Genomic DNA, 14,166 nt, shown 5'->3' with positions numbered 1-14,166 from the left:
TTTTTATGCCAATTTTTATGTTATTGTTTTATAAACAAAAATACCTAAGTCAAATTTTCCTTAAGTCAAATTCAGGCAAAAAATTGCCCAGACTTCCCAGATCGTTTGCAAACATTGCCCGAAAAGTGATTTATGCTAAAAGCCGGGCAAGAAGTTGCCCCAAATGCGCACTTGTTCTGAAAATTTTAGTTATTTACATGACAATTCAGTGACAAAAAACAAATTGCCTATTAATAAAGGAGGGAATATATATTTTTTCTTATCAAAGACAGGCAATAAACACAGCACTTTTCCCAATGGCTGGATTTTTAGCAGGAAGGGTCGAGTAATTTAGGTAGCCAATACATCTGCTAGTTGAAAGGTGCAGGACATAGGCATACATAGGATATTTTTTAGTGCTACACAGGTTCAGCAATATTAAATGCCGTCCCCATACTCAAAACCACGATTCACGCCGTTAAAATACTGATCCATATCCATCGACGGTTTATCCGTTTCCGGGCGGCCCACTATCCGGGCGGGAACGCCTGCGGCAGTGGTATGGGGCGGAACGGGCTGTAACACCACCGAACCCGCGCCAATTTTCGCGCCGCAGCCAACCTCAATATTTCCCAAGATCTTGGCGCCGGCCCCAATCATCACCCCTTCGCGAATTTTCGGATGGCGATCGCCGCTGGTTTTACCCGTACCCCCCAGGGTGACGGATTGCAGAATAGAGACATCGTTCTCAACCACCGCCGTTTCTCCGATCACAATGCCTGTGGCATGATCGAGCATGATCCCACAGCCAATGACCGCCGCTGGATGAATATCGACGCCAAAGGATACCGAGATCTGATTCTGGAAATAGATCGCCAGCGCTTGACGATCCTCCGACCAAAGCCAGTGACCGATGCGGTATGCCTGTAGCGCGTGAAACCCTTTCAGGTAAAGCAAGGGGGTTGAGTATTTATCAACGGCGGGATCGCGCAGACAGACCGCCTGAATATCGCGTGCAGCGGAAATGATCATCTGCGGATCAGCATGGTAAGCTTCTTCAGCCACTTCCCGGATGGCAATGGCTGGCATGATCGGACTCGCCAGCTTATTAGCCAGCATGTAGCTCAATGCGCTACCCAGGTTCTCGTGTTTCAGCAATGTGGCATGAAAGAAACTGGCCAACATAGGTTCGCAATCCGCCAAACTGCGGGCTTCTGCCTTAATATTTTTCCAGACCAGTTCCAACTCTTCTATCGACATTGCCTTACTCTCCGAAATGCCACACATCAGATTGCCATTGCCACTGATGTCTATTACTCACAAAAACATCCGGGCCATCTTTTATTATTAAAGCCCTAAAAAACATAATGTTATAAATTGGTGCTTTCGTCTTTGCAGGTACGCCCCAGCAGACTTAACGCTGCTTCCTGGGCATCTTTTCCACAGTACAGGACTTGCCAGAGTTGCTCAGTAATCGGCATTTCAACACCATGACGCTGTGCCAAAGCCAGCACTTCTTTAGTATTACGGTATCCTTCAACCACCTGACCAATTTTATCCTGCGCACTCTGAACGTCCATGCCCTGACCCAGCATCATGCCGAAACGCCGGTTACGCGATTGGTTATCCGTGCAGGTCAGCACCAGATCACCCAATCCAGCCATACCCATAAAGGTGGTTGGATCAGCGCCCAATGCCACTCCCAGCCGGGTCATCTCGGCCAGACCACGGGTAATTAACGCCGTACGAGCATTAGCGCCAAAACCAATGCCGTCAGACATACCGGCACCAATAGCAATCACGTTTTTAACTGCGCCGCCCAGTTGTACACCAATAAAATCAGGATTGCTGTAAACCCGAAAACTTTTACCACAATGCAGCAAACGCTGAAGATCGTCGGCAAATTCACTATCCGTTGCCGCCAGGGCAATCGCCGTCGGCAGACCGGCGGCCAGTTCTTTTGCAAAGGTGGGCCCGGACACAACGGCGAGCGGAATTTGCTCGCCCAACGCTTCACGCGCCACGTCTTGCAGCAGGCGCCCGGTTTCCGCTTCCAGCCCCTTTGTTGCCCACACGACCCGCGCATCGGCACGCAAATCGGGTTTAATCTGACGTAACACATCCCCAAAAACATGGCTGGGTACTACCACCAACACATTTCTGCTGGCGGCTAACGCCTGCGCCAAATTCGTTTCCAGTTGCAGCGAATCAGGAAAGGGAACATCAGGAAGGAATGCCTGATTACAGCGGACAGCCTGTAGCGCGTGGATATGATCGGGATCGTGCCCCCAGAGCGCGACCTTGTGGCCATTACGCGCCAGTGTAATGGCCAATGCAGTGCCGTATGATCCGGCACCGATTACCGTCATTGAAGCGTCAGACGCGTTCATCAGGCATCCTGACGCGGTGCCGCGCCTTCGCCTTCTGCCTGCTGCTGCAGATAGTTCATAAACAGCGCATCAAAGTTGACCGGGGCCAGGTTCAATTGTGGGAACGTACCCCGGGAAACCAGACTGGTGATGCACTCACGCGCATAAGGGAACAAAATGTTCGGACAATACGCGCCCAGGCAGTGCGCCAGTTGGGTGCCGTCAATACCGCCAACGGTGAAAATCCCGCCCTGCTGCACTTCACACAGAAATGCCGTCTCTTCACCCAATGAAGCCGTTACCGTTACACGCAGTACGACCTCATAAACATCTTCCGCCAGTTGGCTGGATGCCGTGTCCAAGTCCAACTTCACTTCCGGCTGCCATTCCTGTTGGAATACCTGCGGGGCTTTAGGCGCTTCAAAAGAGATATCCTTGGTATAAATACGCTGGATTTGGAAAGACATTTCGGCGTTGTTTTGTTCAGACATGTTGAATAATACCTTTTGTTGGATTTCTTTGACGCCTTCCCTCGTCAGCGAAGGGGGACGCCAGTACATTTATCTAATCTTAGCGTTGCAGTCAGCCCGATAGGCTGTCGTGCAAAAATCATTTGCCGCGGATTTCTATTTACCCCGGACTAAGGGCAGATTTTCACCGCTCCAGCCAGCAAGGCCGTCTTTCAGTACCAGGACACGTTCAAAACCCGCTTTCAGCAGATTACCTGCCGCTTCACGTGAAGAAATACCGTTGGCGCACACCACAATCACTGGTTGCGCCTTATGCTTTTCCAATTCGCCTACGCTACCGTTTTTAATATCATTGGGTAACAGATTAAATGCGTTGGCAATATGACCGCGACGATAGTCGTCACGATTACGAATATCGACAATCACGGCATCTTCTTTGTTGATCAGCAGGATCGCTTCGCCACGAACCACTTCCTTCACTTTAGAAAATTTACTCTTCACAGTAAGCACGATAACAGCAACCAACAGTGCAACCCAGGCCACGCTCAATATAGGGTGCTTGCTAATAAATGGCATAATCTCTTGCATGGGGTATAACGACTCCCGAATCAGTTAAGCGATAAAAATATGAGGTTCCTGAGTATACCTGCGCGATACGGCAATTACAGCCAGTAAGCCAACATAGCGTACTGAATCTGCGGCGGGCCGCATCAAAATCACCTCACAGATTGCGTAATTCAACCATTTTATGCGTATCCCCTCCCATTTAACTATTATTGATGCACCCATACCGCGCATTGCGTGTCGCCCTTGTCACGAATGGAAATAGAAATCCAGAAAGAGACAACTGGTAAGCCGCTGTTCATCGTGGAATAATCCTTCGTTATGAGTAAAAAAGCGTTATCTGTACAGTTGAGAGCGGTATGTTGCGCCAATGTTCGCTCGCAGGCGTCACACAAGTGGTTCACCCGGTGCGCCAGCGCGTTTTGCGTCGGCGTTTTGTTGTTGTCCGGCACCAGTCAGGCTGCGGATAATCAGCAACAGCTCAAAAGTCTGCAACAAGATATCGCGGCCAAAGAAAAAAAAGTGCAGCAACAGCAACAGCAGCGCGGTACGTTAGTCCAGCAGTTGAAAAAGCAGGAGCAGTCGATTGCCCAATCAAGCCGCCAGCTACGTGAAACCCGCAGTACGCTGTCTGCTCTAAATAAAGAGTTAAGTGAACTCAGCGCCTCCATCGTCAGGTTACAGTCACAGCAAAAAACGCAACAGGATATCCTTTCACGTCAGCTTGATGCCGCATTCCGGCAGGGCCGATACAGTGCTCTGCAACTGATTCTGAGTGGAGAAGAAAGCCAGCGCAGCGAACGTATTCTTACCTATTTCGGCTATCTGAACGAAGCTCGCCAGAAATCCATCAATGAGTTGCAGCAAACGCGAACCGAACTGGCCAGCCAGAAGCAGTTGCTGGAGCAAAAACAAAACCAGCAAAAAACGCTGCTGAGAGACCAACAGCAACAGCAGCAGACGCTGGAACAGGCGCAGTCCGAGCGTAAAAAAACGCTGGTCACACTTGAAAGCTCACTGGAAAAAGATCAGCGCCAGCTTACTGAATTACGTCAGAATGAAACCCGCCTGCGCGATCAAATCGCCCGGGCCGAGCGGGAAGCCAGAGCAAGAGCCGAACGAGAAGCGCGTGAAGCGGCCAAAGTACGGGCCAAAGAGCAGCAGGCTAAACGCAGCGGCGGCAGCTATAAACCAACGGAAAGCGAGCAATCGCTGATGGCCCGCACCGGGGGCCTGGGGCGGCCTTCCGCACAAGCCGTCTGGCCGGTTCGGGGCCGGATTGAGCACCGTTTTGGTGAACCGCTGCAAGGCGAGTTACGCTGGAAGGGGCTGGTTATCTCCGCGCCGGAAGGAACCGAAGTAAAAGCCATTGCCGATGGTAACGTCCTGATGGCTGACTGGCTGCAAGGCTACGGTCTGGTTGTGGTGGTTCAGCACGGTAAAGGCGACATGAGTTTATACGGCTACAATCAAAGTGCGCTGGTTTCCGTCGGGGCACAGGTTAAAGCAGGCCAACCCATCGCTCTGGTAGGCACCAGCGGCGGGCAAAGCCAGCCCGCACTCTATTTTGAAATTCGTCGCCAGGGTCAGGCGGTAAACCCACAACCTTGGCTGGGAAGATAGTCTTGTATCATTTAAAATCAAAAATATTATTATTTTTCAGCTTATTGACACTATCGCAGTGCATTATGGCCGGTAAACTTTCCATTGTGATTGATGATTTTGGCTATCGTCCTCATAACGAGAATCAGGTTTTAAACATGCCTACAGCCATTTCGGTTGCTGTTTTGCCCAATGCGCCTTACGCCAGAGAAATGGCGACCAAAGCGCATAATCAAGGGCGTGAAGTGCTGATCCACCTGCCGATGGCGCCGATGAGCAAACAGCCATTGGAACGCGATACCTTACATCCTGACATGAGCAGCGAAGAGATTCAGCGCATTATCCGCCAGTCGGTCAATAATGTTCCTTACGCCATCGGGCTGAATAACCACATGGGCAGCGCAATGACCGCCAGCCTTCCCGGTATGCAAAAAGTGATGCAGGCTCTGAGCGCCTATCATCTCTATTTTCTCGACAGCATGACGATTGGCGGCAGCCAGGCCAGTCAGGCCGCCGCCGGAACCGGGGTAAAAGTCATTAAGCGCAAAGTTTTTCTGGATGACACGCAGAATGAAGCCGATATCCGCCGCCAGTTTAACCGCGCTGTGCAGATAGCACGGCGTAGCGGTTCCGCTATCGCCATTGGGCACCCGCATCCATCAACCATCAAAGTGTTACAGCAAATGCTGCCAACGCTGGAATCTGACATTGTTTTAGTGCGCCCCAGCCAGTTGCTGAACGAATCGGCGCAGCACTACGAACCATTGCCACCATCAGAGACGCCGAAAGCGACAAAACCACGTAATCCCTTCCGTGGCGTGCCGCAGTGCCGGGTAAAACATCCGCCAGAACCGGTGAAGAACGATGCCGTCTTCAAACTGGTCAGCAGCAGCATCCGCGATAGCGCAACCCTCACATTTGTAAAACATCGCTGGCAAACCTGGATCACGCCCGCAGAAAAGCAGCATTAAACAGTAAACCGCTACGCTATTTTTCTTTCTCACTCGCAGAATGCCCGGATAAAAAAACGCCGGGCTGCTTGCCGTAAAATGAAATGCTATTATAGCGGTCATAGACAGTGTGGGGCGTGGGGCCTCACCGGCAAGATTAACAAGGGTCAATCCCATGATTATCGTTACTGGCGGCGCCGGCTTCATCGGCAGCAATATCGTAAAATCTCTCAATGACATTGGCTATCGGGACATTCTGGTTGTTGATAACCTGAAAGACGGGACGAAATTCGTCAATCTGGTGGATCTGAATATCACTGATTACATGGATAAAGAGGATTTCATCGCCAATATTATGGCCGGTGACGATCTGGGCGATATTGACGCCATCTTCCATGAAGGCGCTTGTTCGTCAACCACCGAGTGGGACGGCAAGTATATGATGGATAACAACTATCAATACTCTAAAGACGTGTTGCACTATTGCCTTGATCGCAACATCCCGTTCCTGTATGCCTCTTCCGCTGCAACTTATGGCGGCCGCAACGATAACTTCGTTGAAGAGCGCCAGTATGAGCAGCCGCTGAATGTCTATGGCTACTCTAAATTCTTATTCGACCAGTACGTACGTGAAATTCTGCCACAGGCCGAGTCGCAGATTTGCGGCTTCCGCTATTTCAACGTCTATGGCCCGCGTGAAGGACATAAAGGCAGCATGGCAAGCGTCGCTTTCCACCTGAACAACCAGATCAATCAGGGTGAAAACCCGAAACTGTTCTCCGGCAGCGAAAACTTCAAGCGGGACTTTATTTACGTCGGTGATGTGGCTGCCGTAAACCTGTGGTTCTGGCAAAAAGGGGTTTCCGGTATTTTCAACTGCGGCACCGGGCGGGCTGAATCTTTCCAGGCCGTTGCTGACGCCACGCTGGCGTTCCATAAGCAAGGCAGCGTGGAATACATTGAATTCCCGGCCAAACTGAAAGGCCGTTACCAGGCCTATACACAGGCAGACCTGACCAAACTGCGTGCGGCGGGTTATGACAAACCGTTTAAAACCGTCGCCGAAGGCGTTGCTGAATATATGGCCTGGCTAAACCGTACTGTTTGACCGACATCATTATAACCACATGTAGCCCGGTATCGCGGCATATGCCGTAAGGAATGGATCAACGGTATGAAAATAGTAGTCATCGGCCCTTCCTGGGTAGGCGACATGATGATGTCACACAGCCTGTACCGCACGCTCAAAGCGGAACATCCGCAAGCGGTCATTGATGTGATGGCGCCTGCATGGTGCCGTCCCCTGCTGTCACGTATGCCGGAGGTAAATCAGGCGCTGGCGATGCCGCTGGGCCACGGCGCCCTGGCATTAGGCGAGCGCCGCCGTCTTGGCGTCTCGCTGCGCGCTACGCGTTATGACCGCGCCTATGTTTTACCCAATTCATTTAAATCGGCGCTGGTGCCTTTCTTCGCCAGGATCCCACAGCGCATCGGCTGGCGCGGGGAAATGCGCTACGGACTGCTGAATGATGTTCGCGTACTGGATAAATCAGCCTTTCCACTGATGGTGCAACGCTATGTCGCCCTGGCCTACGACGGCAATCGTATTCACAGTGCGACGGATCTGCCGCAACCTTTACTGTGGCCACAGCTACAGGTTACTTCTGAAGAAATCGCTGAGACGACACGCGCCTTTGGCCTGAATAGCCCGCGTCCGATTATTGGTTTTTGTCCCGGCGCAGAATTTGGCCCCGCTAAACGCTGGCCGCACTATCATTACGCCACACTGGCACAGATACTGATTGAACGGGGCTATCAGGTTGCCCTATTTGGCTCGGCCAGCGACCGACCGGTAGGTGACGATATCCGTCAGGCCTTAACCGAGAATGCCCGGCAGCACTGCGCCAACCTCGCCGGGCAAACGTCCCTGGAACAGGCAGTGATACTGATCGCCGCCTGCCATGCAGTGGTCAGTAATGACTCAGGATTAATGCATGTTGCCGCCGCCCTCAACCGTCCGCTCATCGCACTCTATGGCCCAAGCAGTCCTGACTTCACGCCTCCTTTGTCACATCAGTCAGAGGTTATTCGCTTAATTACCGGCTATCACCGGGTACGCAAAGGAGATGCGGAGCAGGGATACCATCAAAGCCTGATTGATATTCAGCCTGATAGCGTGCTCAACGCGCTGGAAAAATATCTGGCAAAACCGGAAGAAAACGCATGAGGGTGCTGATTATCAAAACGTCCTCCATGGGCGATGTTCTTCATACGTTACCCGCCCTGACCGATGCCATGCAGGAGCTGCCAGGCATCCAGTTTGACTGGGTGGTGGAAGAGGGCTTTGCCCAGATCCCCGGTTGGCACCCGGCAGTGTCCCGCGTGATCCCGGTTGCCATCAGGCGCTGGAGAAAGAGCTGGTTCAGCGCCCGGACACGCCAGGAACGCGCAGACTTTAAGCAACAACTGCGTAAATACCGTTATGATGCGGTGATCGATGCACAGGGATTAATTAAAAGCGCCGTGTTGGTCACCCGCCTTGCCCACGGCAAAAAACATGGGCTGGATTATAAAAGTGCGCGTGAACCGATGGCGAGCTGGTTCTATAACTATCGTCATCATGTCAACCGTCAACAACATGCCGTCGAACGCGTACGAGAGCTTTTTGCTGCCAGCCTGCGTTACAAGAAACCCGTTGGACGTGGTGATTACGCCATTGCTCAACGCTTTCTTTCCCAGTCACCGGCTGATGCCAATCAATATTTAGTGTTTCTTCATGCCACCACCCGTGACGAAAAACATTGGCCGGAATCTCACTGGCGCGAACTGATCGCTTTACTACAGTCCAGCGGGTTGCAGATTAAGCTTCCCTGGGGTGCAGAGCATGAACACCAGCGAGCCTTGCGTCTGGCGGAGGGCTTTACTCATGTCGATGTTTTACCTCGTCTTACGTTGCAACAGGTTGCAGAAGTGCTGGCTGGCGCAAAAGCCGTGGTTTCCGTCGATACCGGTTTAAGTCACTTAACTGCAGCATTGGATCGCCCCAATATCACTCTGTACGGCCCAACCGATCCGGGATTAATCGGTGGATATGGATTGAATCAGGTAGTGGAACTGTCTGAAAACCAGCAGATGAGCACAATTATGGCCGGGGAAATCCGCCTAAAACTGGATAAAATGATAGAATTAACCACATCAGGTGAGTAATTCTGCTCCCGACTGTTGAAGAAACACATGCTTAATTATTTACGTTATGGTCTGGAAAGATCATCAGGCCTAAGTTCTGCTCTGGCACTCAACACCATTTTCCCTGGCTGTTTACTGACATTATGCATCATGCCGTTCAGTACCGTTATTGCCGGATGGGTTTTTTATTTAACCGGATCATTTGCTGTTTTTTACGTGACGGCCCATCTGAAAACGGTACTTGCGGCAAAACATCTGCTTATTGTTCCGTGCTGCCTGATGATTATCGGTATCGCCAACCTGATTTGGTTTCATGTTTATTATCAACCAGATAACTTATTTTTTAGCGTCTATGATGCTCACTTATCTTCCGCTCACGCCAGTATCTTAGGGGCATTTATTCTACTTGCCACACTGCATAACCGTCAGGAACGGCAAAAATATCATCTACCCTGTATCCTCACGATATGCATTCTTACCGTAGGTTATGGGTTTTATCAGTCCTTATTTAGTGACATTCACCGTATCGGGCTGGGATTTGGCCCGGCAACCAGTGCTGCTTATTTCCTTACCTTTATCGGTGCATTAAGCGCCCAGGCGATATTAAAACTGAACTCGCCGTATAAATTTTACCTTTATTTGCTGCATTTCCTGCTTGTTACCATCGCTATTATTCTCACGGAAACACGGGCGGCTATATTTGTTTATCCTATTGTTGGCGCAACCATTTTACTCTCGGAAGTCAGACACAATAAGCGGTTATTGATTAAAGCTTTTGTGGGTTCAGCCATGAGCCTGCTGCTGTGTACGCTACTCTTCCACGACACAATTCATAAACGTACCGACGATCTGATTAATGACATGCGTAATTACAGCATGAATAACAGTAAAACCTCTGTCGGCGCACGACTGGCAATGTATCAGGCTGGCATTCAGGCCGGGCAACATGCGCCGCTTGGGCAATCGGCAGAACAGCGGTCGGAGCGCATTACACAACAGGCGCAACAAAAGCCAGTACTGGCAGGTGCGGTGGATTTTTTGAATGTTCATCTTCACAATGAAGTTATTGAGGCTTTTTCCCTCAAAGGGTTACCCGGCGCAGTGATGGTAGCGATTTTCTATACATCCCTGATCTATTTTTCCGTGTTTATTCTTAGAAGTCACCTGCTGGCCGCCATTATTTTTGCACTGCTTATGTATGGTTTGAGTGATGTTATTTTGTATTCACGGGATATGTTAATCGCCTGGCTGTTGACGTTTTGCCTCGGCACCACATTGACAGGCACCTGGCTTCAACGATAACCGCGCACAGCGCGGTGATATGCACAATTTATCACTGTGAGAGGACGCCGGGTTTTAGTACCATAACAGATTAAAACGGCGCACGATAATAGGCACGATGTCGCCTGATGATGTATCTCTCAGTCCACTGGTAGCTGCCGAGCCAGGGGCGGTAGCGTGGTAAAAATAGATCCACGAATACGCCGCTGTTATTCAGCTTAAACCTAACAGATTTAGCACGACTGCAATTTAAGGAAAACGAGTGAGTCAGAATGCCATCCCCTACCATCGGATTTTAGTTGTAAAGCTCAGATTCCACGGTGATATGCTGCTGACCACACCGCTTATCAGCACGCTAAAAGCTAACTATCCGGACGCGAAGATCGATGTATTGCTGTATGAAGATACCCGGCCCATTCTATCGAAGAACCCGGAAATCAATCATATTTACGGATTACAACGCAAACATGCCCGGTTATTATCCAGAGTCAAAGAATTCACTGGCATTCGATGCGAATTAAAAAATAACAACTATGATTTAATTATTAATTTGGCAGATCAATGGCCTATCGCCTTTCTGATAAAATCATTAGGAAGTAAAAGCCTTTCAATAACCAGAGGTGGCAAAAAACAAAAAATATGGCGTTCTCTGTTTACTGACTGTGTGTCAGGCCAGGGTGAGCATATTATTGAACACAATCTTTCGCTTCTTTCGTCATTAGCATTATCGAAAGAGAAAATAAAAAACAGAGTGTCTCTTTATTATGACAAGAGCGACGAAGATGCTGTATTTAATAAAAATACCGATCTACTAAATAAAAAATATGTCGTTATTCAACCAACTGCCCGACAGTCATTTAAATGCTGGGATAACGAAAAATTCGCAAAAGTCATTGATTACCTCAAGAGTGGTGGAATTGAAGTTGTACTGACCTGTGGCCCATCAAAATCAGATCTGGATATGGTTGCTGAAATATCAGAATTGTGTTCGCTTAAGCCAGTCACCTCCCTGGCAGGGAAAACCTCATTTCTGGAATTAGCTGCTTTAATCGACAAGGCTGAACTTTATATTGGTGTTGATTCAGCCCCCATGCATATGGCCGCCGCATTAAATACGCCGCTAGTAAGCCTGTTTGGACCAACTAACCATAAGTTATGGCGGCCCTGGTCAGAAAAGAGCGTACTTATTTGGGCCGGAGATTATCAACCTATGCCAGAGCGAAAAAATCTCGACAGAAATAAAAAATATTTATCCTGCATCCCTGCAAAAGATGTCATTCAAGCCGCTGCAAAATTACTTGGATGGCATGGCCAATTTAGCGAGAAGGCCTCTGACTTATGATCCTCGCATTCTGTTTATACAAGTACTTCCCTTTTGGCGGGCTACAACGAGATTTTTTACGTATAACTCAGGCCTGTCAGGCACGCGGGCATCATATACGCGTATACACGCAGTCATGGGAAGGCCCGCTGGTTGACGGTTTCGAACTGATTCAGGTTCCGATTCGCAAACACACCAATCATGCCCGCAATAAAGAGTATTACCAGTGGGTACAGCAACATATACGGCGGAACCCGGTCGATCGGATTATCGGTTTTAATAAAATGCCGGGGTTAGACTTTTACTACGCTGCCGATGTTTGCTACGCCGAAAAAGTCGCTCAGGAAAAAGGCTTTTTCTACCGTTTAACGCCTCGTTATAAACATTACGCCGCGTTTGAAAAGGCGGTGTTTGAACGCAGCAGCCAGACTAAAATGTTAATGCTTACTCTCCGCCAGATTGATGACTTTAAAAAGCATTACGGCACTCAGGAAGAACGCTTCGTTATTCTACCACCGGGTATATCGCCCGATCGTAAATATGGCCCGGACGCTGCGCAGATAAGAGCCCGATTCCGGCAAGCGCAACAGATCGCTGAAAATAGCCAGGTTATTTTGCAGGTTGGTTCTGACTTCAACCGAAAAGGCGTCGAACGCAGCCTTAAAGCACTCGCCAGTTTGTCAGAGGCAGACAGAAAGCAGATAATTTTTCTAGTTGTAGGGCAGGATAAACCCGAACGTTATCAAAAAATTGCTGCGCAACTGGGAATTGATCCACAGGTTCGATTCTTTTCCGGTCGCAACGATATACCTGATTTTATGGCAGCAGCCGATTTACTGATTCATCCGGCCCATCAGGAAGCGGCGGGCATTGTGTTGCTTGAGGCGATAACCTCCGGGCTGCCGGTTATCGTTACGGATGTCTGTGGTTATGCATTTTATATTAATCGGGCAAAGGCTGGTGTAGTGATTAAAGAACCTTATCGTCAGTCTGACCTGAATAACGCATTACAATATGCGCTAAATCATCCTGAAGTGCGCACTCAGTGGGCAGCCAACGCCCGGCATTTCGCGGATACCGAAGATTTATACAGTTTGCCAGAAAAAGCGGCGGCGCTTATCACGGATGAACAACCATGATTGAATTAAAAGAGCCTTTTGCTTCCTTGTGGAAAAATAAAGATCCATTTAAAGAAATCGATAAGCTCGACGGCGATATATTTCGTGCGCTTGAAAGCCGTCGAACCCTGCGTTTTACCCTGGGCGACCAATCCTGGTTTATTAAAATACATCGCGGCACCACGCTTAAAGAAGCGCTTAAGAACCTGATTTCGCTAAGGTTGCCGGTATTGGGGGCTGACCGCGAATGGAACGCCATCCACCGTCTGTCTGAAGCAGGGGTAGCCACCATGCGAGGCGTTGGTTTTGGTCAACGTGGACTCAATCCATTACGCCGCCATTCCTTTATTATTACGGAAGATCTTAATCCGGCAATCAGCCTGGAAGACTACTGCGCAAGGTGGCCTGAAAACAAACCGCTACAACAGGAAAAACGGCGCATTATCCGGCGCGTGGCAGAGATGGTGCGCAATATGCACGCAGCCGGTGTTAATCACCGGGATTGTTATATCTGCCATTTCTTGCTTCACCTGCCGTTCAGCCCGGACAGTAATGATCTTAAAATATCGGTGATTGATTTACATCGTGCACAGATAAGAAAAAGAGTCCCCACTCGCTGGCGCAATAAAGACCTCATCGGTTTGTATTTTTCATCGCTTGATATCGGGTTAACCCAAACGGATATTTTCTATTTTCTGAAAATTTATTTTAATCAGCGATTAAAAAGCATATTAGAAAATGAGAAAAACCTGCTCAGTGAGATAAAAATTAAAGCTGAGAAGATAAAGCGCAGAACTGACAGAAAATCTTTATAATACACTTTTAAAAAGATAAAATGATGAATAACGAAGAACCAATACATATTGCATATTGTACAGATGCCAACTACCTTGAGTATGTCGCAATTTCTATCACATCAATCATTCTAAATAATTTAAATGAGGAGATATATTTCCATGTTTTCCTATATGATGTTTCTCAGGATGAGATGAAGAAATTAAAAAACATAAATAAAAAAATAAATATATATATAATAAATGAAACCGAACTAAATAAATATTCAATTGACTTCAAAATAAATCATTTGAATAAATCCACTTACATTCGTCTATTAGCTCCTAGACTATTAGCAAATATAACGGAGAAGTTCATTTATTTGGATGCTGATATTTTATGCTTCGCTAATATTTCATCTATTCGAGAAATTAATATTGATGATGTCGTATGTGCTGCCTCCGCTGATAGCCTTCCGGGAAAAAAAGACTCAAGCCCTAAAAGATTGGGAATGAAAAAAAATTATTATTTTAATGCGGGATTCTTATATAT

15 protein-coding genes are annotated in these 14,166 nt (G+C 48.6%); 11 read left to right on the top strand and 4 right to left on the bottom strand.

Annotated elements, in window-relative coordinates; all coding sequences use genetic code 11:
* A partial coding sequence (locus BIY29_RS20440; RefSeq protein ID WP_205680376.1) for a hypothetical protein occupies nt 1–212 on the top strand: 212 nt, incomplete at its 5' end.
* Nucleotides 213–417: 205 nt separating this feature from the next.
* Here the strand turns inward: BIY29_RS20440 and cysE are convergent.
* The 4 genes from cysE to BIY29_RS18595 all read right to left on the bottom strand — a co-directional run bounded on the left by cysE (nt 418) and on the right by BIY29_RS18595 (nt 3,406).
* A complete protein-coding gene (gene cysE / locus BIY29_RS18610) occupies nt 418–1,239 on the bottom strand; it encodes a serine O-acetyltransferase (protein ID WP_121576524.1) in 822 nt (273 codons plus the stop codon).
* Between the two features lie 110 nt (nt 1,240–1,349).
* The gene (gene gpsA, locus BIY29_RS18605; protein ID WP_121576523.1) at nt 1,350–2,369 is read right to left on the bottom strand and encodes an NAD(P)H-dependent glycerol-3-phosphate dehydrogenase; all 1,020 of its coding nucleotides are present in this window, start codon (nt 2,367–2,369) and stop codon (nt 1,350–1,352) included.
* Nucleotides 2,369–2,839, bottom strand: coding sequence for a protein-export chaperone SecB (gene secB / locus BIY29_RS18600; protein WP_121576522.1), 471 nt, complete (start codon nt 2,837–2,839; stop codon nt 2,369–2,371). Before secB ends, gpsA begins: the two co-directional genes overlap by 1 nt.
* A 135-nt stretch (nt 2,840–2,974) precedes the next feature.
* Nucleotides 2,975–3,406 (bottom strand): rhodanese-like domain-containing protein, encoded by a 432-nt coding sequence (locus tag BIY29_RS18595; protein ID WP_121576521.1) that lies wholly within the window; start codon nt 3,404–3,406, stop codon nt 2,975–2,977.
* Between the two features lie 297 nt (nt 3,407–3,703).
* Here BIY29_RS18595 and envC point away from each other — a divergent pair, with 297 nt between their 5' ends.
* From envC to BIY29_RS18545, 10 genes are all read left to right on the top strand, one after another.
* Nucleotides 3,704–5,005 carry a murein hydrolase activator EnvC gene (envC, locus tag BIY29_RS18590; protein WP_121576520.1) on the top strand — a complete coding sequence of 434 codons (1,302 nt, stop codon included), beginning with the start codon at nt 3,704–3,706 and terminating at the stop codon, nt 5,003–5,005.
* A 65-nt stretch (nt 5,006–5,070) separates the two neighbouring features.
* Nucleotides 5,071–5,955 carry a divergent polysaccharide deacetylase family protein gene (locus BIY29_RS18585; protein ID WP_121576525.1) on the top strand — a complete coding sequence of 295 codons (885 nt, stop codon included), beginning with the start codon at nt 5,071–5,073 and terminating at the stop codon, nt 5,953–5,955.
* Nucleotides 5,956–6,109: 154 nt separating this feature from the next.
* Entirely contained in the window at nt 6,110–7,042 is a 933-nt protein-coding gene (gene rfaD / locus BIY29_RS18580) for an ADP-glyceromanno-heptose 6-epimerase (protein WP_121576519.1), read from the top strand.
* A 66-nt stretch (nt 7,043–7,108) separates the two neighbouring features.
* Nucleotides 7,109–8,161 (top strand): ADP-heptose--LPS heptosyltransferase RfaF, encoded by a 1,053-nt coding sequence (gene rfaF, locus BIY29_RS18575; protein WP_121576518.1) that lies wholly within the window; start codon nt 7,109–7,111, stop codon nt 8,159–8,161.
* A complete protein-coding gene (gene rfaC / locus BIY29_RS18570; protein WP_121576517.1) occupies nt 8,158–9,141 on the top strand; it encodes a lipopolysaccharide heptosyltransferase RfaC in 984 nt (327 codons plus the stop codon). Before rfaF ends, rfaC begins: the two co-directional genes overlap by 4 nt.
* A 27-nt stretch (nt 9,142–9,168) precedes the next feature.
* Nucleotides 9,169–10,422 (top strand): O-antigen ligase family protein, encoded by a 1,254-nt coding sequence (locus tag BIY29_RS18565; protein ID WP_121576516.1) that lies wholly within the window; start codon nt 9,169–9,171, stop codon nt 10,420–10,422.
* Between the two features lie 241 nt (nt 10,423–10,663).
* Nucleotides 10,664–11,743: a lipopolysaccharide core heptosyltransferase RfaQ gene (gene rfaQ, locus BIY29_RS18560; RefSeq protein WP_121576515.1), complete on the top strand. Its 1,080-nt coding sequence runs from the start codon at nt 10,664–10,666 to the stop codon at nt 11,741–11,743.
* Nucleotides 11,740–12,861: a glycosyltransferase family 4 protein gene (locus tag BIY29_RS18555; protein WP_121576514.1), complete on the top strand. Its 1,122-nt coding sequence runs from the start codon at nt 11,740–11,742 to the stop codon at nt 12,859–12,861. The genes rfaQ and BIY29_RS18555 overlap by 4 nt, the downstream gene beginning before the upstream one ends.
* Nucleotides 12,858–13,655 carry a lipopolysaccharide core heptose(I) kinase RfaP gene (gene rfaP / locus BIY29_RS18550; protein ID WP_121576513.1) on the top strand — a complete coding sequence of 266 codons (798 nt, stop codon included), beginning with the start codon at nt 12,858–12,860 and terminating at the stop codon, nt 13,653–13,655. Before BIY29_RS18555 ends, rfaP begins: the two co-directional genes overlap by 4 nt.
* Nucleotides 13,656–13,675: 20 nt before the next feature.
* A partial coding sequence (locus BIY29_RS18545; protein ID WP_276310301.1) for a glycosyltransferase family 8 protein occupies nt 13,676–14,166 on the top strand: 491 nt, incomplete at its 3' end.

This window comes from Brenneria alni (assembly GCF_003666245.1).
Lineage (GTDB): Bacteria > Pseudomonadota > Gammaproteobacteria > Enterobacterales > Enterobacteriaceae > Brenneria > Brenneria alni.
Note: the sequence above shows the minus strand (reverse complement) of the source record. Positions and strands in the feature narration are given on the sequence as shown.